A 26,720-nucleotide genomic window follows, 5' to 3' on the forward strand; every position below is an offset into this window, starting at 1 on the left:
CCCGAACCCCGACCACCCCCGCACCCACACCCTCATCGGCCCCCACCCCCACCCCACCCCCACCCCACCTCCCGGCCGAACCCCGGAGGGCCCGTCACTCTCGTGGCCCCCGTCAGAACGCCCCCCACCCCCCGCAGCCGCAACACTGCGGGCATGGGTATACGCATGCTTCACCGCCGGACGCCCGAGGCAGTCGCCGGGGCCTGGGCGGGTGTCGCCTCGGCGCAGGCCGTGCCCGCCGCGCCGGTCCCGGCCCTCGCGGCCGGCGCAAGCACCGCCCGCATCCCGGCCGGCCTGGCCACGACCGTCCGCGGCGTCACCAGAGGCCTCGGCCGTGGGCTCGCCGCCCGCCCGGCCCGCATCCCCGACTGGCGTCAGTGGACCGATCTGGCCCGCGGCTGTCTCGCCCTCGCCCTCGCCCGGATCCCGAGAGCACGCCGCCGCCCCAAACTCACGGTCTTCGTGGCGTCCCTCACCGAGCGGCCGGCCGCCCCCGCTCCGCACCGACCACCCCACCGTGACCCCCATGACCCCCGCGACCCCCGTGAGCCACGGCCGGACGCCAGACCCTGACCCCCACGGCGTACACCAGCAGCCCCGGCAGCACCCCGGCGCCCACCCCGAAGCACAGGGTGGGCACCAGCTCCCACGGCCGCGCCCCCGTACCGCCGCCCCCTTCCCGCCAGTGCGCCGTCCGCTGCGCCGCCCCCGCCAGCGCGCAGCCCCCGATCACCGCGAGCGCCCACCACCGGTCCCGTACGGACAGCACCGGCACCCCCACGGGCATCCCGCCGGGCAGCCGTCGCAGCGCCCGGACCACGAACACCGCGATCAGCGCGGCGCCCGCCGCCGACGATCCGTACTGCAGCCAGGTGTACAGCGGCACGCCCGCCGGACGGTCGCGTCCGACGGCCGGAATCAGCCGCGTCCCCCACCGGTCGTGATGGGTGAACGCGTCCCACACCACATGGGTCAGCGCGCCGAGCACCGCCGAGGCGTACCACCGGCCCACCGAGACGGCCCGCACGCGCGCGCGGGGCGCCCCGCAGCGCAGCAGGGCCGCGGGCCGTCCCTGCCACGCCCGCGGCAGCAGCGCGAGCGACGGTTCCCGGACCAGCAGCCACACCCCCGCGAGCGTCCAGGCGAGGAACACATCGACCGTGACGACGCCGGTGAACGCGTGCGTGACCGCGCCGGACTCCATGCCGCCCGGCAGCACATCGGCCGCGTAGTAGGGCACGTCGGGTGCACAGGAGCCCGCGACGAGCACCGCGGGCACCAGGCGGCCCCGCCCGGTCCCGTCCCGGCGGACCGCGGGCAGCACGGCCGCCGCGTGGCTGAGGGTGAACGGCAACGGATCCTCCTGGGCGTAGGACGGGCCGCGCCGGAGGGCCGGTGTCCGGATCCGGCCAGTATGCGGGACACCCTCGCGCGGGGACCGAGGGTGTCCGGCCGGTGAACTTAGGGCATCAACCCGTGCCGCTTCACAGCAAGTTGTCGTAGGGTCACTTCGGCCCCCTTGCCGGGCGTACGGCGACACAGGGCGCTCGGATCGAACAGGGGCAACCAGAGCACCGGGTCAACCGTCACACCAGAGCGAGGCAGGCAGCGACGGAGACGGACGCGCGGGCGTCCATGGGAGGGGTTCACTCTATGGCGGCGCATTTCGGCAGGCGACTGCGCAAGGGAGCGGCGAGCACCGCCGTGGCCGCGGCGGCGGTCGCGGCGCTCTCCGCGTCCCAGGCTCCGGGAGCGGCCGGCGAGGACAACAGACCGGCGACGGCCGGTGCCACGACCTCCGCGCCGGACGGCGGCGACGTCGGCGGCAACGCCACCGGCAACTCGCCCTACTACACGGACCTTCCGCCGCTGAAAAGCCCTGAGCCCGGTCCCACGTCGCCCATCGGGACGCCCGTCTCCCGGGGCGAGGGGGACGCGGGCATCCCGGCGACGGTCCTCGACGCCTACAAGAAGGCCGCCGCCGAACTGCGCACCACCAAGCCCGGCTGCAACATGCCCTGGCAACTGCTGGCCGCCATCGGCAACGTGGAGTCCGGGCAGGCACGCGGCGGACAGGTCGACGCCGACGGCACCACCCTGCGCCGGATCCTGGGACCGCAGCTCGACGGCAACGGCTTCGCGCTCATACCGGACACCGACGGCGGCGCGTACGACGGCAACAGCAGCTACGACCAGGCCGTCGGGCCCATGCAGTTCATCCCGTCCACCTGGGCCTGGGCCGGCCGCGACGGCAACGGCGACGGCAAGAAGGACCCGAACAACATCTACGACGCCGCGCTCGCCGCGGGCCACTACCTGTGCCGCAACGACTGGGACCTGTCCCGCGAGGCCGACCTGCACAGCGCGATCCTCAGCTACAACAACTCCCAGGACTACCTGAACCTGGTCCTGAACTGGATGGAGTACTACCGCAAGGGCACCCACACCGTCCCCGACGGCACCGGCGGCGTCCCGGAGCACCGCAGCGACGAGGACACCCCCGTCCCGTCCCCGCGGCCCACCCAGCCGCCGACGACCGAGCCGGCCCCGAAGCCGCACAAGCCCGGCGACGAGACGCCCGTCCCCAAGCCACCCGCCCCCAAGCCCACGCCTCCCGCCCCCGACCCCGATCCGAAGCCGCCGGTCCCGCCGACGCCTCCGGAGACGCCCACCGACCTCGTGGACCACCTCCAGGGCCTGGGCACCGGGAAGCTCACCGCCATGGCCGGCGACGCCTTCACCGAGCAGGTCGCCGTGCGCGCCGAGACCAAGGTCGGCAAGTCCGTCGCCAAGGTCAGGATCCGGTTCACCCTCAGCGGTGACACCGACGCCACCTTCCCCAACGGCGAGACCGTCGCGACGGTCGCCACCGACGCCAAGGGCGTCGCGCTCGCCCCGCCGCTCCGGGCCGGCGAGAAGACCGGCGACTTCAAGGTCACCGCCGCCGTCGTGGGCCGCCGGGTCAAGGGCGTCGACTACACGGCGACCGTGACCCCGCGCGCCGCCGACACCCTGGCCCGCACCAGCGACACCCCGCTGGTCTGCGCCGCGGGCGGCGAGTTCGCCCAGCAGGTGCAGGTGAAGGCGACGTACCGGGGCGCCGACGCGGACAAGGTCGCGGCCACCGCCACGCTCGTCGCGTCCGCCACCGACGCCACGGCGAACACCAAGGGCCCCTACTTCAAGGACGCCGCCGGCAAGCCCGTACGCGCCCTCACCAGCCTCCAGACGGACGCGAAGGGCCTGCTGACGCTGCCCAAGCTGTACGCCGACGACACCACCGGCACCTTCCTGCTCCGCATCACCACCACGGGCGGCGCGACGCTCACGGTGGAGCTGAAGGTCGAAGCCGCCGCCCCGGCCATCCCCTTCCCGGTCCCGTCCACCTCCTCGGGCAGCCCCGCCCCGAACCCCTCCGCCTCCTCCTGAGGCCCCGCGACACGAGGGCGCCCTTCCCGCTGCCCGGGAAGGGCGCCCTCGTCCGTGCGTCGCCACGGCGCCGGGCCTGATGTACCGTCAGCCGCCATCCCCAAAGCCCGCACCGGTCAGCGCCTGAGCCGCGCGTTGGTGTGCCGGGTGGGCTCAGCGGACGCCGGGTCCTCGGGCCAGGGGTGCTTGGGGTACCGGCCGCGCAGCTCCGCCCGTACGGCCCGGTAACCGTCCTCCCAGAAGGAGGCCAGGTCGGCCGTGACGGCGGCGGGCCGCCCGGCGGGGGAGAGCAGATGCACGAGCAGCGGCACACCCGCCACGGCCGGCGTCTCCCGCAGCCCGAACAGCTCCTGGAGCTTCACGGCGAGCACCGGCCGTTCCGGGTCCCGGTAGTCGATCCGGATCCGGGACCCGCTCGGCACGGTGATCCGCTCGGGCGCCAGCTCCTCCAGCCGGGCCGCCTCCCCGCTCGCCCACGGCAGCAGCCGGGCCAGCGCCTGCCCCGCGTCGATCCGGGCGAGATCGGCCCGCCGCCGGGCCCGGCCCAGCTCCGGCTCCAGCCACTCGTCCACGCGCGCGTGGAGCGCGTCGTCCGACACGTCCGGCCAGGGCTCCCCGAGCCGCGCCCGCAGGAACGCCAGCCGCTGCCGCAGCCCCCGCGCCTCCGGCGACCAGCGCAGCAGCCCGAGCCCCTCCTCCCGGAGCCCCTCGAGCAGGGCGGCGCGCATCAGGGCGGGACCGGCGTCCTTCAGGGGGCGCACGGCCAGTTCGATCGCCCCCAGCCGCTCGACGTGCCGGGCCACCACGTCCCCGCCGGCCCAGCACACCTCGTCCCGCTCACCGAGCAGGGCCCCGGCGGCGGCCCGCGCCACGTCCTCGTCCACCGCCGCGCCGAGCCGCACGCGCGCGTGCCCCGTTCCCGCGGGCCGGCCGGCGACGGCCACGACGATCCAGGGAGCCCCGCGCAGCTCCGACCCCTCGGCCAACTCGACCCGGGTCCCGGACGCCATGAGGTACGACCCCCCGTCGAGCCTGGCCACCCGCTCGGGGAAGGCGAGGGCGGCGACCAGCCCGGCGAGCCGGTCGTCGCCGCTGCCCGGACCGACCCGGACGGCCCCGTCCCGCGCGGGCTCCCCGGCGGAACCGGCGGAACCGGCGGAACCGGCAGAGACGGCGCGCAGCCGCCGTACCTCCGCGGCCCACCGCGCGCCGTACGCGTCACCGCCCGCCCGGGCCCGCCGCAGGGCGCCCGCCAGATCGTCGCCGTACTCCCGCGGCACCTCCTCCGAGAGCAGCGCGACCACCGGCGCCCCGTCCCCGCCCGTGTCCAGCAGCGCCCGTCCCAGCCGGGGGTGCACCCCCAGCCGGGCCAGCCGCGCGCCGGCCTCCGTGGCCCGCCCGGCGCCGTCCACCGCTCCGACCGCCGTGAGCGCGGAGCGCGCCGCCGCCATCGCCCCGCCCGGCGGCGGATCCAGCAATGCCAGCCCGGAGGCGTCCGGATCGCCCCAGCAGGCCGCCTGAAGGGCGAACGAGGTCAGATCGGCCACCTTGATCTCCGGCGCCGGAAAAGCCGGCAGACGGCCGTCCTCGGCCTGCGCCCAGCACCGGTACACCACCCCCGGCGCCTCACGCCCGGCCCGGCCCGCCCGCTGCCGCCCGGCCGCCCGCGACGCCCGCACGGTGGTCAGCCCGCTCAGCCCGCGCGCGTGATCCACCCGCGGCTCCCGGGCCAGCCCCGAGTCGACCACCACCCGCACCCCGGGCACCGTCAGCGACGACTCGGCCACGGACGTCGCCAGCACCACCCGGCGCCGCTCCCCGGCCGACAGCACCGCGTCCTGCACCGCCGCCGGCGCCCGCCCGTGCACCTGGAGCACCTCCACCGCGCCGAGCTCCCCGAGCAGCCCCGCCACCCGCGCGATCTCGCCCACGCCGGGCAGGAAGCACAGCACGTCCCCGTCCCGCTCGGCCAGCGCCCGCCGCACCACCGACGCCACATGCGCCAGCAGCGCCGGATCCACCCGCATCCCGTGCGGCGGCCGCACCGGACGGGCCGGCGGCGCCCACACCACCTCCACCGGATGCGCCACGCCCGCCGCCTCCACCACCGGCGCCCCGCCGAGCAGCCGCGCCCACCCCGCGGCGTCCGTGGTCGCCGACGCCGCCACCAGCCGCAGCTCCGGCCGCAGCGCCTGCCGCACGTCCCACAGGAACGCGGCCGCCGTGTCGGCGTCCAGATGCCGCTCGTGGCACTCGTCCAGGACGACCACGTCCACCCCGGCCAGCTCCTGGTCGCGCTGGAGCCGCTGGAGCAGGACGCCGGTCGTCACGACCTCCACGCGCGTGTGCCGCCCCACCGCCCGCTCGCCGCGCACCGTGAAGCCGACGCTCTCCCCGGGCCGCTCGCCCAGCAGCCACGCCATCCGCCGGGCCGCCGCCCGCGCCGCGATCCGCCGGGGCTCGGCCACCACGACCCGCCGCGCCGGACCGCCTCCGGCCAGCCCCGCGAGCACGAGCGGCACCAGCGTCGTCTTGCCGGTGCCGGGCGGCGCCACGAGGACGGCGGTCCCCTCACCCTCCAGGGCGTCGGTCAGGGCGGGCAGGGCGGAGCGCACGGGCAGCGCGTCCAGAGCGTCGTAACGGATCACGCCCCCAGTGTCGTACGACCGGAAACCAGGGCCGGGGGCCGTGCGACGGGAGAACGGCCTCCACGCGCGCGTGCGCCCGCCTGATCACGCGCGGTGATCGGGCGGGCGCACGCGGACGGTTTTCGGACGGCTTCAGTCCCGCTCGCACACGAAGATCGCCGTGCCCGGGATCAGGTGTCCGCGCAGGGGCGACCAGCCGCCCCACTCCGAGGTGTTCCAGACCGGCCACTCCGGCTCCACCAGGTCCACCAGCCGGAACCCGGACGCCACGATGTCCCGCACCCGGTCGCCGAGCGTCCTGTGGTGCTCCACGTACACCGCCCGGCCCTGCCCGTCCTGCTCCACGTAGGGCGTGCGGTCGAAGTAGGACGCGGACACCGACAGGCCCTCGGGGCCCGGCTCGTCCGGGAACGCCCAGCGGATCGGGTGCGTCACCGAGAACGCGAACCGTCCGCCCGGCCGCAGCACCCGGCGCACCTCGCGCAGCACCAGCCGCGGGTCGGCCACGAACGGCAGCGCCCCGTACGCGGAGCACGCCAGGTCGAAGGACCCGTCCGCGAAGGGCAGCGCGCCGGCGTCGGCACAGACCAGCGGGAAGGCCCCGCCGATCCGCAGCGCGTGCTGGAGCTGGCGGTGCGAGAGGTCCAGGGCCACCGGCCGCGCGCCCTGGGCGGCCAGCCAGCGCGCGCACTGCGCCGCGCCCGCGCCGATCTCCAGGACGTCCTTGCCCTTCAGCTCCTCCAGCGGGCCGAGCAGCCCGGCCTCCACCTCGTCCAGGCCCTCCGGGCCCCACACGAAGCGGTCGTCGCCGAGGAAGGTGCCGTGCTCGGTCTGGTACTCGTCCGCGTTCCGGTCCCACCAGTACCGGTTGGCCCGGGTGCTCTCCGTGACGTCCGCGTCACGCCGCGTGGCCTCCGGCTCGAACCCTTCGGGCCGCTCAGGGTCGTACGCTTCCGGCTCTTGGATGATCGGCTCCCTCGTCGTACTCTTCCGTCCAGCCTGCCGGAGGGGCCCCGCGGGAGGGTTCGCATTGACCCTGTCCGGCTGCCCCCGTATGCTACAAGTTGCGCTGCGGGCCTGCGCACCTCAGACGTAGCAGGCTGCGCTCGCATCTGTTGTATGTCCCCTCGGTTGTCGAGGCGCCATCACCAGTAATGGTGGGGCGCTTCCTTGGCTGTCCGGCTTCTGCAGAGCGAAACGGGCTCCCGGCGTAAGCAGTACCTACGACTTCAATGTCCGTACCGGAGCCCTTTCCCACATGACGAGCAGCACCGAGACCACCGCCACCACCCCGCAGGTAGCGGTCAACGACATCGGTAACGAGGAAGCATTCCTCGCAGCGATCGACGAGACGATCAAGTACTTCAACGACGGCGACATCGTCGACGGCGTCATCGTGAAGGTCGACCGGGACGAGGTCCTGCTCGACATCGGTTACAAGACCGAAGGTGTCATCCCGAGCCGCGAGCTCTCGATCAAGCACGACGTCGACCCGAACGAGGTCGTGGCCGTCGGCGACGAGATCGAGGCCCTGGTCCTCCAGAAGGAGGACAAGGAAGGCCGCCTGATCCTCTCGAAGAAGCGCGCCCAGTACGAGCGTGCCTGGGGCACCATCGAGAAGATCAAGGAAGAGGACGGCATCGTCACCGGTACCGTCATCGAGGTCGTCAAGGGTGGTCTCATCCTCGACATCGGCCTCCGTGGCTTCCTGCCGGCCTCCCTGGTCGAGATGCGCCGTGTCCGCGACCTCCAGCCGTACGTCGGCAAGGAGCTCGAGGCCAAGATCATCGAGCTGGACAAGAACCGCAACAACGTGGTCCTGTCCCGCCGTGCCTGGCTGGAGCAGACCCAGTCCGAGGTCCGCCAGACGTTCCTCACGACCCTCCAGAAGGGTCAGGTCCGCTCCGGTGTGGTCTCCTCGATCGTCAACTTCGGTGCCTTCGTGGACCTGGGTGGCGTCGACGGTCTGGTCCACGTCTCCGAGCTGTCCTGGAAGCACATCGACCACCCGTCCGAGGTTGTCGAGGTCGGCCAGGAGGTCACCGTCGAGGTCCTCGACGTCGACATGGACCGCGAGCGCGTCTCCCTGTCGCTGAAGGCGACCCAGGAAGACCCGTGGCAGCAGTTCGCCCGCACCCACCAGATCGGCCAGGTCGTGCCCGGCAAGGTCACGAAGCTGGTGCCGTTCGGTGCGTTCGTCCGCGTGGACGAGGGCATCGAGGGTCTGGTCCACATCTCCGAGCTGGCCGAGCGCCACGTGGAGATCCCGGAGCAGGTCGTCCAGGTCAACGACGAGATCTTCGTCAAGGTCATCGACATCGACCTCGAGCGTCGCCGCATCAGCCTCTCGCTGAAGCAGGCCAACGAGTCCTTCGGTGCCGACCCGACGGCGGTCGAGTTCGACCCGACCCTGTACGGCATGGCCGCGTCCTACGACGACCAGGGCAACTACATCTACCCCGAGGGCTTCGACCCGGAGACCAACGACTGGCTGCCGGGCTACGAGAAGCAGCGCGAGGAGTGGGAGCGCCAGTACGCCGAGGCGCAGTCCCGCTTCGAGCAGCACCAGCAGCAGGTCATCAAGTCCCGCGAGGCGGACGCTCAGGCCGCTGCCGAGGGTGGCGACGCCGCCGGTGCGGCTCCGGCCGCGGGTGGCGGTTCGTACTCCTCCGAGGGTGCGGACACCTCCGGTGCGCTGGCCTCGGACGAGGCGCTGGCCGCGCTGCGCGAGAAGCTGGCCGGCGGCCAGAGCTGATCGCTTGCCGCTGAGGCTTGACCGATAGTCGCTGAAGGGCCGTACCTTTCGAGGTGCGGCCCTTCAGGGTTTTCTCCGGGCGGGCGCGGTCCGGATCCGGCCGCGGGTGCGGTGCGGAGTCGGCCGGCCGCGGGTACGATTCGGCCGCGGGTCCGTCGTGGCTTGTCGCGCGGTTCCCCGCGTCCCTAGGGGGTCACCGGGACGTTGGTCAGCCCGTTGCCGCCCGTCACCGTGTTGCTGCCGTAGACCGTGGTCTTGCAGGCGGTGCTGTGGTTGGTGACATCGATCGCCAGGCGGGTCGTGCCGGTCGCGCCCGTCAGGGTCGACGTGTTGCCCTTGAAGACCGTGCCGCAGCCCCAGCCGGCCTGCTGGGTGTGGGTCTGGTAGCCGTCGTTGGTGGTGGCGGTGCCGGTGTTGTCCTGGACGAGGACGCCGTTGCCCTTCACGTCGACCCAGGAGTCGTCGTAGTTCGCGCCGGTCAGGCCGCTGCCGTCGAAGGTGTTCCCGATGATCTGCGCGCCGGTCGTGCCCTCTTTGATGTCGACGTTCTCGCCGCCCACGCCGGGGCCGATCGTGTTGTTCAGGATCCGTATGCGGTCGCTCCGGTCGGACAGCGTGTTCGCGGTGCCCACGTACACGCCCTCGCCCATGCCCCGGCCGTCGTTCCCGGTGTCGTAGATCCTCGAGTTCTCGATCACGCCGTCCGTGCTGGAGTTGCGGAAGTGCACGCCCTCCATGTCCAGGCCGTGCACCGTGACCCCGTCCAGCACGACGCCCTGGGCCGCGTCGACCATGATGCCCTTCTGGCCGCCGGTCACGGTCAGGCCGCTGACCGTCCAGTAGGAGGCGCCGTTCAGGTGCAGTCCGTAGCCGCCGCCTGCGGTCAGCACGGCGCCCGGGGAGCCGGTCAGGGTGATGCGGGCGGTGGCCGTCGCCGGGGTGGCGGCCTTGAAGTTGCCGGTGTAGACGCCGTCCGCCAGGTGGATCGTGTCGCCGGGCCGGGCGGCGGCGAGCGCGGTCTTCAGCTGGGCGGCGGTCGTCACATCGAGGGTGGCGGCCGAGGCCGGCCCGCCCAGGGCCACGGCCAGGCCGCCGGCGGCGAGGGAGGTGGCGAGGGCGGTGGTGAGCAGGGAAGCCAGCGGCATGCCTATGCGCATCGGAATACCTTCCCCTGCGTGAACGATGACCGTCACCGTGGACTCGACGCCGGTGAAGGTACGGACCAGGTGACGAGGCGTCAAGGTGTCCCGCAAGAGATCGCCGATGAGCGCGGGTGGCGGGAATTCCGCTGTTCCGAGGGGCGTTGTCCATGACGAACACGAGGAGGAGCGGTCACAGTGCTTGATCCGCAGGGTTTGTACGCATGGGAGCCGAAGGGCCTCGCCGTGGTGGACATGGCGCTCGCCCAGGAGTCGGCCGGCCTTGTCATGCTCTACCACTTCGACGGATACATCGACGCGGGTGAGACCGGCGACCAGATCGTCGACCGGCTGCTCGACTCACTGCCCCACCAGGTCGTGGCCAGGTTCGACCACGACCGGCTCGTGGACTACCGGGCCCGCCGGCCCCTGCTGACCTTCAAGCGGGACCGCTGGACCGGCTACGAGACCCCGGCCCTCGAGGTCCATCTCGTCCAGGACACCACCGGTGCCCCGTTCCTGCTGCTGTCCGGCCCCGAACCGGACGTGGAGTGGGAGCGGTTCGCGGCGGCGGTGCGGCAGATCGTGGAACGGCTCGGCGTGCGCCTGTCGGTGAACTTCCACGGCATCCCCATGGGCGTCCCGCACACCCGCCCGGTGGGCCTGACCCCGCACGGCAATCGCACCGACCTCGTTCCCGGCCACCGCAGCCCCTTCGACGAGGCGCAGGTGCCCGGCAGCGCCGAGTCCCTGGTCGAGTACCGCCTCATGGAGGCCGGCCACGACGTCCTGGGCGTCGCCGCGCACGTCCCGCACTACATCGCCCGCTCCCCGTACCCGGACGCCGCGCTGACCGTCCTGGAGGCCGTCACGGCCGCCACCGGCCTGGTCCTGCCCGGCGTGGCCCACGCGCTGCGCACGGACGCCCACCGCACGCAGACCGAGATCGACCGGCAGATCCGGGAGGGCGACGAGGAACTGACCGCGCTCGTCCAGGGCCTCGAGCACCAGTACGACGCGGCGGCGGGCGCCGAGACCCGGGGCAACATGCTGGCCGAGCCCGTGGAGATCCCGTCGGCCGACGAGATCGGGCGGGAGTTCGAGCGGTTCCTGGCGGAGCGGGAGGGCGACAACTGAGGCGGGTGACCGCGCACCGCCCCGTCCGGTCCGCGGGCCGGGCCCGGCGGGTGCGGCGGTGACCACGCCGGCCGGGGACCCGCAGGCGGGTCCCCGGCACCTGCCGTACCGGCCGCCTGCCGTACCGGCCGCCTGGCGCGCCGTCTAGGCTTCCGTTCATGCTGACAGTGGGCCTGACCGGCGGGATCGGCGCCGGCAAGAGCGAGGTGTCACGGCTGCTCGTGGAACACGGGGCCGTCCTGATCGACTCGGACCGCATCGCCCGCGAGGTCGTGGCGCCCGGCACCCCCGGCCTCGCCGCCGTGGTCGGCGCCTTCGGCCCGGACATCCTGACCGCCGACGGCAGCCTGGACCGGCCCCGGCTCGGCTCTCTCGTCTTCGCCGACCCCGAGAAGCTCGCCGTCCTCAACTCGATCGTGCATCCTCTGGTGCGGGACCGGTCCCGCGAACTGGAGAGCGCCGTGCCCGAGGACGCCGTGGTGGTTCATGACGTGCCCCTGCTCACCGAGAACGGTCTCGCACCGCTCTACGACCTCGTGATCGTCGTGGACGCGAGCCCCGCCACCCAGCTCGACCGGCTGGTGCGGCTGCGCGGGATGACCGAGGAGGACGCCCGCGCGCGCATGGCCGCACAGGCGACGCGCGAGCAGCGCCGGGAGATCGCGGACATCGTCATCGACAACGACGTCCCCCTGGACGCGCTGCGGAAGCGGGTCGCCGAGGTCTGGGAGGACCTCGCCCGCCGGGCCCGGCAGGGGAACGCCGGCGCGGAATAGCCGGCCGCTCCGGGGCGTTGAACCGCTGGAGCAAGGGAAGGATTCAGCCGTGCCCGAGACCAGCGGTCCCACCGGACGCAGTCCGGAAACGCATGTCATCGACTTCCGCGCCGCCGAGCAGTTGCTCAACGCGCGGGACCCGCGGGGCGCGGTGAAGCTGCTCGACGGAGTCATCGCCGCGCACCCCGAGAACACGGCGGCCCGGCTGCTGCGCGCGCGTGCCTTCTTCGCCGCGGCGCAACTGCGTCCCGCCGAGCTGGAGTTCACCATCGTGCTGGAACGCGAGCCGGACAACGCGTTCGCGCACTTCGCCCTCGCCCGCACCTACGAACGCCAGGGCCGTCCCGACCAGGCCAAGCGCCACTTCCGGTTGGCGGCCGCGCTGGACCCGAACCCGCGGTACCTGAAGGCGGCGCGCTTCGACGCGTGACGTCCGGGCGGGACGGGAGCACGTCCGGCCGGAGAGGCGACGAGGGGCGACGGCCCCACTCACGGATGGGCGACGGCCCCGCTCATGATGCCGGGGGCCCGCTCATGGATGCCGGGGTCCGGCTCATGGATGCCGGGGTCCTGGACGCCCCTGGTAGGGCCCTCCGCCCGGAGGGCGGTGGCGCGGCGGGCGCGGGTACGGCGGCCCGTCCTCCGGAGGCGGGTACGGCGGGATGTCACGCCCCGGCTGGTAGTGCGGGCCCTGCCGCAGGTGCCGCAGGATCACGGCCAGGTCCACGGTGGCCACCAGCCACAGCGCCCCGCACGCCGCCGCCCAGCCCGTCCGCCCGGCCAGCGCGAACGCCGCCGTGCCGAAGGCCGCCCAGCTCAGCCCCCACACGCTCAGCCAGAACCGCGCCCGCAGAGCACTGCGCGCGGTCGACGGTTCACTGCCCGTACGCATCGGAGCACCACTTCCTCCTTGCAACGTACTCTTCGCCCGCGCCAGGCATCAACGCCGGGAGGGGCGGGGCGGTGGGGCGGCGAGGCGACGGGGCGGCGAGGCGACGGGACGGTGGGGCGGTGGAGGCCGACGCGCGGCTGGTGAGACCGGGCCGGCGCACCGCCGACACGGCCGGGACGCCACGCATGCCGGGCACGGGCAGACCGGGCGCCGAAGTTCCCGTTCCGGTCCGAATGACTCGAACGAGTGAACTGAGGGAAGAGGGGAACGGGCGTGCGGGCGTGGGCCGTTGTCCGGGCATGAGGATCGAGACGCGTGAGGGATACGAGGGCACGGGACCGGGGGCGATCACCCCGGACGGCTGCGCGGTCGAGCTGTACGCGCGGTTGCCGGTGGGGGACGAGCCGGACATCATCGCCGCCGCGGTGCCGGCCGGGGCGCACATCCTGGAGCTGGGCAGCGGCGTCGGCCGGGTGACCCACCCCCTGCTGGAGCGCGGCTTCACGGTCACGGCGGTGGACGAGTCCGCCGACATGCTGGCCCGCGTCCGCGGGGCACGCACGATATGCGGTCCCATCGAAACCCTCGACCTGGGCGAGAGGTTCGACGTGGTGATGCTCGCGTCGTTCCTGGTGCACGCCGGTGACGAGGAGGTGCGCAGGGGCCTGCTGCGCACCTGTGCCCGGCATGTGGCGGAGGGCGGCTGCGTACTCATCCAGCGGGAGGGGCCGGATTACCACACCGATGTGCCCAGGGAGCGGGTCGACCCGAGCGGCTTCACCGTCCGGATCACCTCGGCGGAGCCGGTCGGGGACGGGGTGAACTCGGTGCACGCGGAGTACGTGTTCCCGGACGCGGTCTGGACCCAGACGTTCCTGGCCAGACCTCTCACGAAGGAGCAGTTCGAGTCGGCACTGGCGGAGGCGGGGCTGGAGGTGGACAGCTATCTGACACCGGACGGGATGTGGGTGAGGGCGGTGCCGGCGGGGTGACGGGGCTGGGCCGGCCCCGCCTCCGCGCGATCCATACTCCCCGCCTCCGGAAGGGGCGGCACAGCGATGACTTTTGGGCGCCCGGCCGGTCTACCTCGGTGAAAGCAACCACGACCGCTTCACCAGGAGACCTCCATGCCGCAGATCACCGCTCCCGCCGGCTCGCGCTCCACGGCGTCCGCGGCCCCCGCCGGCTCCCGCCCGGGCCGGAAGCGTGGAGCCCTGGTCGCCCTGCGGGCCGTGCAGGTGCTGCTGGCCCTGTTCTACGGTCTCGCGAGCGCCCTGCCCAAGCTCATAGCGCACCCGACGGCTGTGGAGTCCTTCGACCGGATCGGCTGGGGCAGCGGGGCCATGTACACCATCGGCGCGCTCGAACTGGCCGGAGCGGTCGCGCTGTTGGTCCCGGCCTTGCAGTCCCTGTCGGCGATGGCCCTCGGCGCGCTCATGGTGGGAGCGTTCGTCGTGCAGCTCACCGTGTTCGACGGCCAGAACGCGGCGACCCCGCTGATCCTGCTCGTCCCCCTCGCCCTGATCGCCTGGGCCCGCCGCTCCCACAACGGAACCCTGCTGCGGTGGGCGGGCCGCCGGTGACACCGCTGTGTTCAGACGGTGTCGTGGGCACGCGGCAGGTGGCTCGGCAGCCGTAGACATCGCAGGTCCATGGCATATGAGCTCGGCCATAGCCGTAGCCCGTAGCCGTAGTGGGGACGTGGCCTGGTCGGCCGCGGGGGCCGTCAGCGTTCGCCGCCGCTGCCGGAGCCGCGGCCTCCGCCACGACCGCCCGTCCCGCCGGGACCCTTGCGACCGCCCGTGCCCGAGGCATCCGGCCCGCCCCGGCCGCCGGGGGCGGGGCCGGCGAAGCCGCCGGGGCTGCCGAGGGCCAGGGCGCGGAGCCGTTCGAGTTCGCGGCGGTCGCGCTTGGTGGGGCGGCCGGTGCCCCGCTCGCGCAGGCCGACGGGGGCGACGGCCGCGCGGGGCGGCGGCGGAGGGGAATTGTCGATGTAGCACTGAACCGCCACGGGCGCCCCGACCCGCTTGCGGATCAGGCGCTTGACGATCACGACCCGTTCCCGGCCCTCGTGCCGCAGCCGTACCTCGTCGCCGACGCGCACGGAGTAGGCGGGCTTCACCCGCTCGCCGTTCACGTGCACATGCCCGCCCCGGCAGGCGGCGGAGCCCAGGGAACGGGTCTTGATCAGACGGACGGCCCAGATCCAGCTGTCGATGCGGACGGTCTCGCCGCTCGCGGGCCCGGCGGCCTCGGCGGCGGCCACCGCGGCGGCGACCTTGGGGTCGAGCGGCTGTCCGGCGGCGGAACCCGCCTCGCCCGGCCCGCCCGGCCCGCTCGTCTCCTCGCCGGTCCCACGGCCCACGTTCTCGTCCGCATCCTCGGAAGCCATGTCCCGACCTTAACGCGCACGGCCCGCCGAGCCGGAAGCGTTTTCCCGGCACCCACCCGGGGCACCCGCGCCACCCCGGCCCCTCCCCGCAGCCCGCCCCGTCCCCCCACCGCCCACCCATCCCCGACTTACGGTGACCGTATGGACAACACCAGCGCCCTCGCCCGGCTCGACCGGCGCGTGGCCGGATGCCGGGCCTGTCCCCGGCTCGTCGCATGGCGGGAGGAGGTGGCCCGTACGAAGCGGGCGGCGTTCGCCGACTGGACGTACTGGGGGCGGCCGGTGCCCGGGTTCGGCCCGGCCGGCGCACGGCTGGCGATCATCGGGCTGGCCCCCGCCGCGCACGGCGGCAACCGCACCGGCCGCATGTTCACCGGCGACCGCTCCGGAGACGTGCTCTACCAGGCGCTGTACGACGTGGGGCTCGCCTCGCAGCCCACCTCCGTCAGCGCCGACGACGGGCTGGAACTGTACGGCGTGCGGGTCACGGCGCCGGTCCACTGTGCCCCGCCCGCCAACAAGCCGACCCCGGGGGAGCGCGACACCTGCCGCCCCTGGCTGGTCCAGGAACTGACGCTGCTCCGGCCGACGCTGAAGGCGGCCGTCGTCCTCGGCGCCTTCGGCTGGCAGGCCGCGCTGCCCGCGTTCGCGGAGGCCGGCTGGACGGTGCCCCGCCCCCGCCCGGCCTTCGGCCACGGCACCCGGGTCGCGCTGGACGGCCTGGACCTCTTCGGCTGCTTCCACGTCAGCCAGCGCAACACCTTCACCGGCCGGCTCACCGCCGAGATGCTGCGAGAGGTCCTGCGCACCGCGGCGAACGCGGCCGGGCTGCCCTGAGGAACGGGTACGGCCGCCTCCGACGCTCCGCGTGGCTCCAGGAGCTGGCGGACACCGGCCGGGGCGAGCCGGCGAACGACCGTACGCCGGGCCGGCCCCCGTCCGAGCGCCGGGTACGGGGACACCCCACGTCGCCCGGGCCGTCAGGGACGGTTCAGGGACGCCAGTCGTAGCGGACGTCCGGTTCGCGCTCCTCGTTGCGGCCGCCGTCGGTGAACGCCACGGTGGTGAAGCCGTGCCGCTCGTAGAAGCGGTGGGCGGGCTTGTTCACCTGGAACGTCCACAGGGTCAGCCCGCCCGGACTGCGCTCCTTGGCCAGCGCGACGAACCGGTCCCCGATGCCCCGGCCCCGCCACTCGGGGGCCAGGTACAGCTGGTCCAGCGCCTCCCCGTCCAGCACCATCAGGCCGACCACACCAACGCCGGCCGCCTCCGCCACCCAGGTCTCCCGCGCCGGCACCACGACCTCACGGATGTAGTCCCGTACCTCGTCGTCGGTGCGCGGGCGGACGACGGTCGGCAGCGCTGCGTCGAAGGACCGCAGATAGACGTCGGCGACGGCACGGGCGTCGGCCGGCACGGCACGGCGCAGCACCACCGGGTCCGCCGCCGGCTCCGGCACCACGGCGGTGGCCGTGATCTCCACGAGCTGGCCGGGGTAGCCGAGGCAGGACACGCCGAGCAGCGTGGAGGAGTGCGGGCCCGCGCTCAGCCCCGAGGACTCCACCACCTGCCATACCGCGGACAGCGCGGCGGTGTCGTCGCTCACCACATACACGTCCGTCGTCAGCACGTGCTCCAGATCGCTGCCGACGGCCCGCAGCTGCTCGCGCAGATTCACGATCACCTGCTCGGCCTGGCGCACCGGGTCCCCCGGCCCCACCAGCTCCCCGTCGGCAGTCAGCGGCACCGCCCCGGCGAGGAACGCGAGCTTCGTGCCCGCCTCGACGACCGAGGCGTGGGAGTAGACGGGCGGAGGGAACAGGGCGGGGACGGTCACACGCCGGATCACGAAGCGGCTCCTACGGGGGGGCGGCGGACAGATGCCCGATCATCCGGCCCGCCCGCCTCGCCCGCATCCGAATTAACGACGCCAAGAAGTCCGGCATCAACGACCAGGAGGCTGGCATCGACGACCAAGGAGGCCGTCGGGCATTGCGTTCATAAAGAAAACGGCCGTCCCGGCAGGTTTCACACGGGCGAAACGTGAGCGTTCCGTCCGTGAGGGGAACGCGATCTACCGTGGAACCACCTCCACCGGCCACCGTCGTCCGAAGGCCCACCCCCGCCCTCGAATGAACAGGAGCCCCGTGCCCCGGCCCGCCCTGCCCGCCGTACCCCCCTGGCTCGCCCACGCCTTCCGCGCCCAGCGCGAACCCGTCCCCTGGAACGCGGTGTGCCGGGGCGCCCTCGCCGCCGGGCCGTCGCTGCTCGCCGGGATGCTCCTCGGCCGCACGGCCCTCGGAGTGCTCGCGGCCATCGGCGCCATGCTCGCCGGCATCAACGACCGGCCGGGCGGCCGGCGGGCCTCCGTGCGCCGCCTCGGCGTCCCCGCGTCGGCCGGAGCGGCCGGGCTGCTCGTCGGGACGTACGCCGGGCAGGGGCTGAGCGCCGTACCGCTGACCCTGGCGCTCACCGTGCTGGGCCTGGCCGCCGGCGGCATCAGCGCCGTCGGTCCCGTCGCCTCCGCCGGCGGCACCCAGCTGCTCGTCGCCGCGGCGGTCGGCGCCGGGATGCCGGCGGCCGACCCCGGCTGGCAGCGCGCCCTCGCCTTCCTCGCCGGGGCCGGCTGGCTGCTCGTGCTGCGGCTCGTCCTGCCCACTCCCGGCTCGCTCGCCGGTGACTTCCGGTTCGACGGGGAGCGGGCCGCGGTCGCCGGCGTGTACGACGCGATCGCCGCGCTCGTCGAAGCCGTGGGCGGCCCGCACGCCACCGCCCGGCGGGCCGCGCTGACCGCAGCGCTCGACCACGCCCAGGACGCCCTGGCCGGGCCCCGGCTGCGTGGCCGTGCGGGCTGCGCGGCCGAACGCCGGCTGCACGCGAGGTTCGCCGCGGCACTGCCCCTCGCCGAGGCCGCCACCGCCCTGTACTGGGCCGGGCAGCCGGTGCCGGCGCGGGCGGCGCAGGGGCCCCGGCGGCTCGCCGCGGCGGTCCGCGCCGACACCGGCCCCGGCCCGCTGCCCGCCCCGCACCACTCCGGAGTCCGCCCGCGCACCGACGAGGCGGCCCCCGTACTTCCCGCCCTGCGCGCGCTGGACGACGCCCTGCTGGGCGCCGCCGACGCCTTCGACCGGGGCGAGGGCGCCCACCGCGGACTGCTCGGCCGGCGCCGGGGCGTACGGCAGGCGGTGCGGGCCGCGCTCGGTGCGGGCGGGCGCGAGTACGGCCTGCGGGTCGCCCTCTGCTTCGGCGCGAGCGCGGCCATCGCCCAGGCCCTGCACCACGCCCGCTGGTACGGGCAGCACCCGCACTGGTACTGGCTGCCCGCCACCACCGTCTTCCTCGTCAAGCCCGACCTCGGTCCGCTCGCCTCCCGGGTGCTGTGCCGGGCCGCCGGCACCGTCCTCGGCGCCCTGGTCTTCGCCGGCCTCGCCGCGCTGCTGCCCCGCCCGGCCGGACCGATCGCTCTGGTGGCGGTGTGCGGCGCGCTCATACCCGTCGCCACCCGGCACTTCGCGGCGCTCACCGCCGTCGTGACCGTCCTCGTCCTCGCCCTGATCATGGCCGGCGGCGAACCGCAGGCCTCGGCCGGCCGGATCGGCGAGACCCTGCTGGCCTGCGCGCTCGTACTGGTCGTGGGACACCTGCCGATGCCGGGGGACCGGGGCGGCGGGGTACGCGCCCGGCTCGCGGCGGCCGGGGGCGCGGCACACGCCTACCTCCTGCACGTTCTCGGCCAGCCCGGGCACGGGCCCGCCGTCGAGGCCGGGCACGGCGACCGTGCCGAGCGGTGGGCGCTGCGCCGGGAGGCCTACCGGACCCTCGCCGAGGCCCGTACCGCGATCTCGGTCGCCGCCGCCGAACTGCCCGCCCTGGCCCGGCACACCGAGGGAACGGACGCCGTCGCCGAGGCGCTGGAGCGGCTCGTGGACACCACCACCGCGTGCGCCGTGCACCTCGACGACTCCGGGCGGCTCACCGTCCGGCACATCCGCCGGCTGCGCGAGGCGCTGGGGGAGCTGGAGCGGCTGGAGCAGCGGGGCGTACGGGTACCGCTGCCCGTGGCCGCGTAGCCGTACCGGGGGGCCGTAGCCGTACCGAGGCCCGTAGCCCTACCGAGGGCCCGTAGCCGTACGGGGTCGTCGTGGCCGGACCGGGTCGTCGCGCTCGTGCCGCGTAGAGGCTCCACCGCCGCACGGAAGGCCCGTACGTTGGTCCCATGAGTGCCGTGGGGACCCCGGGTGAGACCGCTGCCGACCTCGTCGTCACCGGCTGTGCCGTCCTGGTGCACGACGAGGCGGAACGGATCGGATTCCGGGAGGACGCGGCGATCGTCGTCCGCGACGGGGTGATCCACGCCGTCACCGCGGCCGCCGCCGCGCGGCACGTGCCGGCCGTGACGCGGATCGAGGCGCCCGGGCAGGTCGCGCTGCCCGGTCTGATCAACTGCCACACGCACGCCCCGATGGTCGCCCTGCGGGGCCTCGCCGAGGATCTGCCGACGGCGGAGTGGTTCAACGACGTCGTCTGGCCCGTCGAGACCAACCTCACCGAGCGGGACGTGACGCTGGGAGCCCGGCTGGCCTGCGCCGAGATGATCCGGGGCGGGGTGACCTGCTTCGCCGACCACTACTTCCACATGGACGCGGTCGCCGACGTCGTCGCCGAGTGCGGGCTGCGCGCCCACCTCGGCCAGGTCTACTTCTCCGGGCAGGGGCCCCGGGGCCGGGAGGCGTCGCTGGAGTTCGCGCTCCGCCGGCGCGGCACCGCCGACGGCCGCGTCACCACCGCCCTCGCCCCGCACGCCCCCTACACCGTCACCGACGCCGACCTCACCGCCACCGCCGCCCTCGCCCGGGCCCACGGCCTGCCCGTCCACATCCACGCCGCCGAGAACCGCGACCAGACCGAGACCAGCCTGGCCCGGCACGGCCGCACCCCCGTCGAGATCCTGGACCGCACCGGTCTGCTCGGCACCGACCTGCTCATCGCCCACGGCACCGGCATCCTGGAGCGGGACCTGCCGCTGCTGGAACGCACGGGCGGCCGTACGGCGGTGGCCACCGCGCCCCGCGGCTACCTGAAGTTCGGCTGGCCGACGACCACTCCGGTGCGGGCCCTGCGCGCGGCCGGTGTCCCCGTCGGCCTCGCCACGGACGGCGCCGCCTCCAACAACTCCCTGGACGTATGGGAGGCGATGGCGCTGACCGCCCTGGTCCAGAAGTCCACCGAGGGGGATCCGCGCTGGCTGACCGCCCGCCAGGCCCTGCACCACGCCACCTCGCAGAGCGCCCGCGCGGTCGGCCTCGGGGACCGGATCGGCTCCCTCGCCCCCGGCCGGCGCGCCGACATCATCCTCGTCGACCTCACCGGCCCGCACACCCAGCCGGTCCACGACCTCGCCGCCACCCTGGTGCACAGCGCCCGCGCGGCCGACGTCCGTACGACCGTCGTCGACGGCCGCGTCCTGATGCGGGACCGCGTCCTGCTCACCCTGGACGTGGAAGAGGTCGTACGGGAGTTGGCGGACCGGCTGCCCGGGCTGACCGCGCGCGGCCACGGACGGCGCGTCCAGGAGTACGACACCTGAGCCCGCCGCCCGGCGGTCCGCGGGCGTCTCGCAGCCCGGTGAGACTGGCCGAAAAACTCCCCTTCCGCGCCGATGAGTTCCGCGCGCGCCGGCGGTCACCACCCCGGACGGACCGTCGGACAGGAGGGCTCATGTCGTTTCCGGAGATCGTCTCGCGCGAGCGGTGGCGTGCGGCGCGCGAGGAGTTGCGGCGCAAGGAGGAGGCGGTCAGGCGGGCACGCGCGGCCCTGGACGCCGAGCGCCGGAGGCTGCCCATGGTGGAGGTCGACCCGGAGTACGTCTTCGAGGGCGGCGACGGCAAGGCCACCCTCCTGGACCTCTTCGAGGGCCGTGCGCAGCTCGTCGTCCACCACTTCATGTTCGCGCCGGAGTGGGAGACCGGCTGCCCGTGCTGCGCGGCCTTCCTGGACCAGGTCGGTCACCTGGCCCATCTGCGCGCCCGGAACACGTCCTTCGCGGCCGTCTCCCGGGCGCCGTTCACCCGGATCCTGCCGTTCAAGGCGCGGATGGGGTGGGCGGTGCCCTGGTTCTCCTCGGCGCACAGCGACTTCAACCGCGACTTCGAGGCCACCGTCGAGGCGGACGGCGAACTGGTCGAACGCCCGGGCGTCAGCTGCTTCCTGCGCGACCACGACCGGGTCTTCCACACCTACTCGCTGTACGACGACGGGCTGGACGTGCTGGGCACCACCGCCGCCCTGCTCGACCTGACCGCGCTCGGCCGCACCCCCGTGGGCAGCGACCGGCTACGGCTGCACGACGAGTACGACTACTGACACCGGAGGCGGGGCTGGTGACACGGAGCGTACGGTTCGTGTCACCAGGTGAACGGATTCTCTCGGTCCGCGCCGAACCGGTGTCGGTCATGTCTCAGTACCGTCACCGGGCGAGGCGTTCTCCCTCTCCAGGGCGTTGACTCCTACACGGACGACGCTTCTGGAGGTGCGAGATGGTGAACGGGCGAACGGTGCTCGGACGCTTTCCCGCCGGTGGCCCGCGCGGCTCCTGGCCCGCTGAGGAGTTCGCGCACGCGCGACGGCTGGAAGGCATGCCCGCCGAGGTCGTCATGGACCTGGCCACGGACGCCTTCCTCGTGATCGTCCGTGGCGGTGAGCCGGCCGAGTAGCCGTACCGGGGCGTACGGGGTTACGCCGATGCCGCCCGGGACCAGTCCGGAGCCGTACCCGTCACCCGGCACAGGGCCAGGTACAGCGGGATCGGCGGGGTGTACGGGACCGTGCCCGCCGGGCGGTGGATCAGCCGGGCGGTGCGGGTGACCAGGGCGCCCGTGGCGTACCGGGCCGGCTCCGGCCAGGGCAGGGCGTAGTCGGAGTCCGACGGCACGATCCACCACCACTGGGAGCCGTCGGCGTACACGCATCCCACCCGCGGCAGCCGGGGTACGACGAGCGGGCCGAGGCGGTCGGGCACGGCCACGGCGTCACAGCCGAGCGGCGCGGTCATGCCGTCCGGCAGGGACAGCGGATGACCCGGGTCCCGGTCCGGCACCGGCCGTCGGCGCTGCAGCCGGACGAGGGTGTCCAGTCCGATGGCGTTCTCCTGACCGGCACCGACACCGACACCGGCACCGGCACCGGCACCGGCACCGGCCACGGAACCGGTCCGGGCCAGGGCACCGGAATCGACGACGGCACCGGTGCCGGGCTCCGTCCCGCCACGCGTTCCGGCGTCACTGCTCCCACCGGTCTCACCGGCACCGGTGGCGCCCGTCACGGCCACTCCCTGTGCGGACGCTGTCCGGGCGTGTGGTGCGGGTGTTCCGCGGACGCCGTGTGCCGGTGCCGCTCGGGCCGGTGGACGCCGTGGTCCTCCTGTGCCGGCTCCCGCCGGGGCCGCTCCGCCGCGGCCTGCCGGTCCTCCCCGGAGTCGTCCGGGCGGCCCGGCTTGGGGCGGGCGCCCCAGCCGAGGTCGGCGCGCGGATCGCCCGGGTCCGGGGCGGTGTCGGCGCGCGGCCCGCCCGGGGCCTGGGCGGTGTCGGTACCGCGGGGCAGTTCGGCCCAGACCAACAGGCCGGGGCCGTGCTCCTGGGCGCCCCAGGCCCGGCACAGCGCGTCGACGAGGAACAACCCCCTCCCGTGCTCCTCGTCGGGTCGCTGCGGGGACGGGTGGGGCTCGCCAGGAGCACAGCCCTCGTCTCGGACGGCTATGCGCACCATGTCGTCGTGGTCGTGCAGCTCGCAGACGACCCGGCCGCTCGCCGTGTGCACGATGGCGTTGGTGACCAGCTCCGACACCACCAGGGCGGCGCTTTCACAGGTGTCCGCGCAGACCGCCCAGCCGGACAGCCGGGCCTGGGTCAGGCGTCTCGCCCGGGCGACGGAACCCGGATGTGCGGCCAGCTCGAAACGGAACCTGCGTCCGGCGGCGCCTCCCTGGAGGGGCACCCCCTCCAGCGGGTCCGAACCGGCTCGCGCGGGGATACCCCCCTCGGCGCCGAGACCGGCACGGCCGGCGGCGTCTGTTCCTAAAGGCGCGGACGGAATCACGTCTGCCACTATCGCCCCGCCAGGGACACTTGGCAAGGCTCACTCTGAAAAATGCAGAGTGTTGTGGACTCTGTCAGGGAGCGTGGCACACTGCTCGCAACAGCACCTCGCGCGGCGCCAATTGGAGTCGTCGGAGATCGGGCCCGGTCTTCGAATGAATCTTCGAACGGCGCCGCAGGGCTGTCGGGGAAACTTTCGGTGGAGGCTTACGGTGGAGGTGGGAGCGTGAGTGAACCGCGGTCCGCGCCGACGGTGGGCCAGGTGGTCCTCGGCAGGCGCTTGCAGGACCTGCGGGAACGCGCCGGGCTGAAGCGCGAGGAGGCCGCCCGGGTCCTCCATGTCGCCCCCGCCACCGTCCGCCGCATGGAGACGGCGGAGGTCGCCCTCAAAATCCCGTACGTGCAACTGCTGCTGAAGGCCTACGGCGTCGCCGAGGACGAGGCCGACGTCTTCGTCCGGCTGGCCGAGGAGGCGAACCGGCCCGGCTGGTGGCAGCGGTTCCACGACATCCTGCCCGGCTGGTTCTCCATGTACGTCAGCCTGGAGGGCGCGGCCAGCCTCATCCGGTCCTACGAACCGCACTTCGTCCCCGGCCTGCTCCAGACCGAGGACTACGCGCGCGGGGTGCTGAGGTCAGGCGCCGTCGGCCAGACCAGCCCGGACGACATCGAACGCCATGTCGCCCTGCGCATGCAGCGCCAGGAACTGCTGACCCGGCCCGACGCCCCCCGCTTCTGGGCCGTTATGGACGAGACCGCGCTGCGCCGTCCGGTCGTCGGCCCCGAGGTCATGCGTGCGCAGATCGACAAGTTGCTTGAGGCCACGGAGTTGGCCCATGTGACGCTCCAGGTCGCCCCGTTCGCCAACGGGCCGCACCCGGGGACGTACGGGCCCTTCGTGCTGTTCCGTTTTGCCATGCCGGAACTGCCGGACATGGTCTACAGCGAGTACCTGACCGGCGCCGTCTACCTGGACGCGCGCACCGAGGTGGCGACCCACCTGGAGGTCATGGACCGCATGGCGGCGCAGGCCGCCACGGCACAACGCACGAAGGAGATCCTGCGGGATCTCCGCAAGGAGCTGTGAATGGAACGCATCACGCCGCGCGGACGCGTCTACAACGGCATGCCCGCGCGGGAGTTGGGCAGCGAGGGGTGGCACAAGCCCTGGAGCGGCGGCAACGGCGGGAACTGCCTGGAGGCGATGAAGCTCGCTGACGGCCGGATCGCCGTACGCCAGTCGACCGATCCGGACGGGCCGGCGTTGATCTACACCATGGACGAGATGACCGCGTTCATAGAGGGCGCCAAGGCGGGGGTGGCCGACTTCCTGCTGTCCTGAACGCACCGGCGGCCCGGCCCAGTGCCCCGTCGAGGTTTTTGATTCTTGGCTCAACTCCCCTCTCGTGTCCCCGCCCTGACCGTTCCACGTGTCCGACGCCTACGCAGTGCCGCATGACAGGGCAGGACCCCCGTCCATCGAGACCGGCACCGGCGGCCGTGTCCCCCGCGGCCGGCAGGTCGACGCCGATCCACTCCGCGGAATCGACCCATGACTCCGACCTGCACATGCATTCCCGGGAATGCATCCCGGGAATGCATCCCGCAGCCGGTCCTCACCACTCCTGCCGGTGGAGCGCGTGGTGACGGACATCCCCACCCCCAGCACGGGTGACTCCAGCGCGCCCGGACGGACACGGGGGGCGCAGCCGCGCGGTGCGTGTCGCTCGGGCGGTCGGGCTCGAGTGGTGGGTGTCGCTCGGGCGGTCGGGGCGTGGCCGGGGTCGGGCGGTGGGTGTCGTTCAGGTGGCCGTGGGGCGCGGCCGGTGCGTCCTCGTTCAGACGGTCATCGGCCGGTCCGTGGGTGTGATCGGGGCCGGGAGCCGGGAACTCCCCGTCAGGCAGCGGTCGACGGCCGCCGCCACCGCCCGGCCCTCCGCTATCGCCCAGACGATGAGCGACTGCCCGCGCGCCGCGTCGCCCGCGGCGAACACCCCGGGGACGTTGGTCGCGAAGCCGTCATCCCGGGCGATCGTGCCGCGCGGCCCCAGCGCCAGCCCCAACTGATCGATCAGCCCGTCCTCCCGGTTTGGCCCGGTGAAGCCCAGGGCGAGCAGCACCAGGTCGGCCGGGAGCGCGCGCCCGGTGCCCGGCAGCGGAAGCCGCCGCTCGTCGACCCCCACCAGATGCAGTGACCGCACATTCCCCCTCTCGTCTCCGGTGAAGCGGAGCGTGGACGCCGCGAACAGCCGGACGTCCGCGTCCGCCGCCGGCGCCGTCCGCAGTTCCCGTGCCTCCTCGTGCGCGGCCGACAGCCGGTAGAGCTTCGGATACGTGGGCCAGGGCTCGCTGTCCTCGTCGCGCTCCGCACCCGGCTGCGCGTAGATGTCCAGCTGGGTGACGGACGCGGCCCCCTCGCGCACCGCCGTGCCCAGACAGTCCGCCCCGGTGTCCCCGCCGCCGACGATCACCACATGCTTGCCGGCGGCCGACAGCGGCGAGACCTCGAGATCTCCCTCCCGCACCCGGTTCGCCAGCGGCAGGTACTCCATCGCCTGGTGCACCCCGTTCAACTCCCGGCCCGGCACCGGAAGCTCCCGCCACGCCGTCGCACCGGTCGCGATCACCACCGCGTCGTACCGGCTGCGCAGCTCGGCCGCCGGAACGTCCCGGCCGACCGCCGTCGAGGTGCGGAACTTCGTCCCCTCGGCCAGCATCTGTCCGATCCGCCGCTCCAGATGCCGCTTCTCCATCTTGAACTCGGGGATGCCGTACCGCATCAGTCCGCCGATCCGGTCGTCCTTCTCGTACACCGCGACCGTGTGCCCGGCCCGGGTCAGCTGCTGGGCCGCGGCCAGCCCGGTGGGACCGGAGCCGATCACGGCGACCGTCTTCCCGGACAGCCGCTCGGGCGGCCGGGCCGGGGTGAAGCCCTCCTCCCAGGCCCGGTCGGCGATCGCGCACTCGACGTTCTTGATGGTGACGGCCGGCTGGTTGATCGCCAGCACACATCCCGCCTCGCACGGTGCCGGACACAACCGGCCGGTGAACTCCGGGAAGTTGTTGGTGGCGTGCAGTCGGTCGCTCGCGGCCCGCCAGTCCTCCCGCGAGACCAGGTCGTTCCACTCGGGGATGAGGTTGCCCAGCGGACAGGCCTGGTGGCAGAACGGGACGCCGCAGTCCATACAGCGGTCGGCCTGCTCGCTGACGATGGGCAGCAGCGCTCCCGGGACGTACACCTCGTCCCAGTCCCGCACCCGCTCCTCGACGGGCCGCCGGGGCCACTCCCGGCGCGGCGTGGTCATGAACCCCTTGGGATCGGCCATGGCGTCTTCCTCGCGTACGGGGCACCACAGGCGCCAGGTGTACGAAGGTCCGTCCGACATCGGGCAGCACTCTTCCGGCCACGATACGACCCCGCGGGCCCCCACGCAGAGCGGCGGACAGCGCTTTCTGCCG

24 protein-coding genes and 1 pseudogene are annotated in these 26,720 nt (G+C 74.0%); 14 read left to right on the top strand and 11 right to left on the bottom strand.

What is annotated here, in order from left to right; translation table 11 throughout:
• Window positions 1–472: 472 nt before the first annotated feature.
• Entirely contained in the window at window positions 473–1,354 is an 882-nt protein-coding gene (locus AB0E62_RS11610; RefSeq protein ID WP_362191206.1) for a DUF4184 family protein, read from the bottom strand.
• Between the two features lie 299 nt (window positions 1,355–1,653).
• On the opposite strand from AB0E62_RS11610, the gene AB0E62_RS11615 reads away from it, so the two are divergent.
• Window positions 1,654–3,429: a lytic murein transglycosylase gene (locus tag AB0E62_RS11615; protein ID WP_362191208.1), complete on the top strand. Its 1,776-nt coding sequence runs from the start codon at window positions 1,654–1,656 to the stop codon at window positions 3,427–3,429.
• 116 nt (window positions 3,430–3,545) lie between these two features.
• Here the strand turns inward: AB0E62_RS11615 and hrpB are convergent, their stop codons facing one another.
• Both hrpB and AB0E62_RS11625 read right to left on the bottom strand, forming a co-directional pair.
• Window positions 3,546–6,077 (bottom strand): ATP-dependent helicase HrpB, encoded by a 2,532-nt coding sequence (gene hrpB / locus AB0E62_RS11620; RefSeq protein ID WP_362191210.1) that lies wholly within the window; start codon window positions 6,075–6,077, stop codon window positions 3,546–3,548.
• 132 nt (window positions 6,078–6,209) lie between these two features.
• Entirely contained in the window at window positions 6,210–7,046 is an 837-nt protein-coding gene (locus AB0E62_RS11625) for a class I SAM-dependent methyltransferase (RefSeq protein WP_362191332.1), read from the bottom strand.
• Window positions 7,047–7,335: 289 nt separating this feature from the next.
• Here AB0E62_RS11625 and rpsA point away from each other — a divergent pair, with 289 nt between their 5' ends.
• Window positions 7,336–8,832, top strand: coding sequence for a 30S ribosomal protein S1 (gene rpsA, locus AB0E62_RS11630; RefSeq protein WP_030792463.1), 1,497 nt, complete (start codon window positions 7,336–7,338; stop codon window positions 8,830–8,832).
• Window positions 8,833–9,017: 185 nt separating this feature from the next.
• Here the strand turns inward: rpsA and AB0E62_RS11635 are convergent, their stop codons facing one another.
• Window positions 9,018–9,989 carry a right-handed parallel beta-helix repeat-containing protein gene (locus AB0E62_RS11635; RefSeq protein ID WP_362191212.1) on the bottom strand — a complete coding sequence of 324 codons (972 nt, stop codon included), beginning with the start codon at window positions 9,987–9,989 and terminating at the stop codon, window positions 9,018–9,020.
• 180 nt (window positions 9,990–10,169) lie between these two features.
• On the opposite strand from AB0E62_RS11635, the gene AB0E62_RS11640 reads away from it, so the two are divergent.
• The 3 genes from AB0E62_RS11640 to AB0E62_RS11650 all read left to right on the top strand — a co-directional run bounded on the left by AB0E62_RS11640 (window position 10,170) and on the right by AB0E62_RS11650 (window position 12,314).
• The gene (locus AB0E62_RS11640; protein ID WP_362191214.1) at window positions 10,170–11,108 is read left to right on the top strand and encodes a PAC2 family protein; all 939 of its coding nucleotides are present in this window, start codon (window positions 10,170–10,172) and stop codon (window positions 11,106–11,108) included.
• A gap of 158 nt (window positions 11,109–11,266) precedes the next feature.
• Window positions 11,267–11,884, top strand: coding sequence for a dephospho-CoA kinase (gene coaE / locus AB0E62_RS11645; RefSeq protein ID WP_362191216.1), 618 nt, complete (start codon window positions 11,267–11,269; stop codon window positions 11,882–11,884).
• A 49-nt stretch (window positions 11,885–11,933) separates the two neighbouring features.
• The gene (locus AB0E62_RS11650; protein ID WP_362191218.1) at window positions 11,934–12,314 is read left to right on the top strand and encodes a tetratricopeptide repeat protein; all 381 of its coding nucleotides are present in this window, start codon (window positions 11,934–11,936) and stop codon (window positions 12,312–12,314) included.
• Window positions 12,315–12,437: 123 nt separating this feature from the next.
• On the opposite strand, the gene AB0E62_RS11655 is transcribed toward AB0E62_RS11650, so the two are convergent.
• Entirely contained in the window at window positions 12,438–12,776 is a 339-nt protein-coding gene (locus tag AB0E62_RS11655) for a DUF6343 family protein (RefSeq protein WP_362191220.1), read from the bottom strand.
• A 299-nt stretch (window positions 12,777–13,075) separates the two neighbouring features.
• Here AB0E62_RS11655 and AB0E62_RS11660 point away from each other — a divergent pair, with 299 nt between their 5' ends.
• Together AB0E62_RS11660 and AB0E62_RS11665 are read left to right on the top strand one after the other, a co-directional pair.
• Window positions 13,076–13,768: a class I SAM-dependent methyltransferase gene (locus tag AB0E62_RS11660; RefSeq protein WP_362191222.1), complete on the top strand. Its 693-nt coding sequence runs from the start codon at window positions 13,076–13,078 to the stop codon at window positions 13,766–13,768.
• Window positions 13,769–13,903: 135 nt separating this feature from the next.
• Window positions 13,904–14,359 (top strand): DoxX family protein, encoded by a 456-nt coding sequence (locus AB0E62_RS11665; protein WP_362191224.1) that lies wholly within the window; start codon window positions 13,904–13,906, stop codon window positions 14,357–14,359.
• Between the two features lie 143 nt (window positions 14,360–14,502).
• On the opposite strand, the gene AB0E62_RS11670 is transcribed toward AB0E62_RS11665, so the two are convergent.
• A complete protein-coding gene (locus AB0E62_RS11670; protein WP_362191226.1) occupies window positions 14,503–15,168 on the bottom strand; it encodes an RNA-binding S4 domain-containing protein in 666 nt (221 codons plus the stop codon).
• A gap of 141 nt (window positions 15,169–15,309) precedes the next feature.
• Here AB0E62_RS11670 and AB0E62_RS11675 point away from each other — a divergent pair, with 141 nt between their 5' ends.
• The gene (locus tag AB0E62_RS11675; protein WP_362191228.1) at window positions 15,310–16,005 is read left to right on the top strand and encodes a uracil-DNA glycosylase; all 696 of its coding nucleotides are present in this window, start codon (window positions 15,310–15,312) and stop codon (window positions 16,003–16,005) included.
• A gap of 154 nt (window positions 16,006–16,159) precedes the next feature.
• Here AB0E62_RS11675 and AB0E62_RS11680 read toward each other — a convergent pair whose 3' ends face one another.
• Together AB0E62_RS11680 and AB0E62_RS11685 are read right to left on the bottom strand one after the other, a co-directional pair.
• A complete protein-coding gene (locus tag AB0E62_RS11680; RefSeq protein ID WP_362191334.1) occupies window positions 16,160–16,627 on the bottom strand; it encodes a GNAT family N-acetyltransferase in 468 nt (155 codons plus the stop codon).
• Window positions 16,628–16,684: 57 nt separating this feature from the next.
• Window positions 16,685–17,017 (bottom strand): annotated as a pseudogene (locus tag AB0E62_RS11685) (RidA family protein); the annotation flags it as partial.
• A gap of 283 nt (window positions 17,018–17,300) precedes the next feature.
• On the opposite strand from AB0E62_RS11685, the gene AB0E62_RS11690 reads away from it, so the two are divergent.
• The 4 genes from AB0E62_RS11690 to AB0E62_RS11705 all read left to right on the top strand — a co-directional run bounded on the left by AB0E62_RS11690 (window position 17,301) and on the right by AB0E62_RS11705 (window position 21,881).
• Window positions 17,301–19,238 (top strand): FUSC family protein, encoded by a 1,938-nt coding sequence (locus AB0E62_RS11690; RefSeq protein WP_362191230.1) that lies wholly within the window; start codon window positions 17,301–17,303, stop codon window positions 19,236–19,238.
• Between the two features lie 146 nt (window positions 19,239–19,384).
• The gene (locus AB0E62_RS11695; protein WP_362191232.1) at window positions 19,385–20,755 is read left to right on the top strand and encodes an amidohydrolase; all 1,371 of its coding nucleotides are present in this window, start codon (window positions 19,385–19,387) and stop codon (window positions 20,753–20,755) included.
• A 131-nt stretch (window positions 20,756–20,886) separates the two neighbouring features.
• Window positions 20,887–21,531, top strand: coding sequence for a DUF899 domain-containing protein (locus AB0E62_RS11700; RefSeq protein ID WP_362191234.1), 645 nt, complete (start codon window positions 20,887–20,889; stop codon window positions 21,529–21,531).
• Window positions 21,532–21,704: 173 nt separating this feature from the next.
• The gene (locus AB0E62_RS11705; protein WP_362191236.1) at window positions 21,705–21,881 is read left to right on the top strand and encodes a hypothetical protein; all 177 of its coding nucleotides are present in this window, start codon (window positions 21,705–21,707) and stop codon (window positions 21,879–21,881) included.
• Between the two features lie 20 nt (window positions 21,882–21,901).
• On the opposite strand, the gene AB0E62_RS11710 is transcribed toward AB0E62_RS11705, so the two are convergent.
• Together AB0E62_RS11710 and AB0E62_RS11715 are read right to left on the bottom strand one after the other, a co-directional pair.
• Window positions 21,902–22,282, bottom strand: coding sequence for a hypothetical protein (locus tag AB0E62_RS11710; protein ID WP_362191336.1), 381 nt, complete (start codon window positions 22,280–22,282; stop codon window positions 21,902–21,904).
• 203 nt (window positions 22,283–22,485) lie between these two features.
• Complete coding sequence (locus AB0E62_RS11715; RefSeq protein WP_362191238.1) at window positions 22,486–23,298, bottom strand: ATP-binding protein; 813 nt, start codon at window positions 23,296–23,298, stop codon at window positions 22,486–22,488.
• Window positions 23,299–23,487: 189 nt separating this feature from the next.
• On the opposite strand from AB0E62_RS11715, the gene AB0E62_RS11720 reads away from it, so the two are divergent.
• The gene (locus tag AB0E62_RS11720) at window positions 23,488–24,348 is read left to right on the top strand and encodes a helix-turn-helix transcriptional regulator (protein ID WP_362191240.1); all 861 of its coding nucleotides are present in this window, start codon (window positions 23,488–23,490) and stop codon (window positions 24,346–24,348) included.
• Window positions 24,349–24,603 carry a DUF397 domain-containing protein gene (locus AB0E62_RS11725; protein ID WP_362191242.1) on the top strand — a complete coding sequence of 85 codons (255 nt, stop codon included), beginning with the start codon at window positions 24,349–24,351 and terminating at the stop codon, window positions 24,601–24,603.
• Between the two features lie 496 nt (window positions 24,604–25,099).
• Here the strand turns inward: AB0E62_RS11725 and AB0E62_RS11730 are convergent, their stop codons facing one another.
• Window positions 25,100–26,587 (bottom strand): glutamate synthase subunit beta, encoded by a 1,488-nt coding sequence (locus tag AB0E62_RS11730; RefSeq protein WP_362191244.1) that lies wholly within the window; start codon window positions 26,585–26,587, stop codon window positions 25,100–25,102.
• Window positions 26,588–26,720: the final 133 nt, after the last annotated feature.

It is taken from the genome of Streptomyces sp. NPDC038707 (assembly GCF_040636485.1).
Taxonomy (GTDB): Bacteria; Actinomycetota; Actinomycetes; order Streptomycetales; family Streptomycetaceae; genus Streptomyces.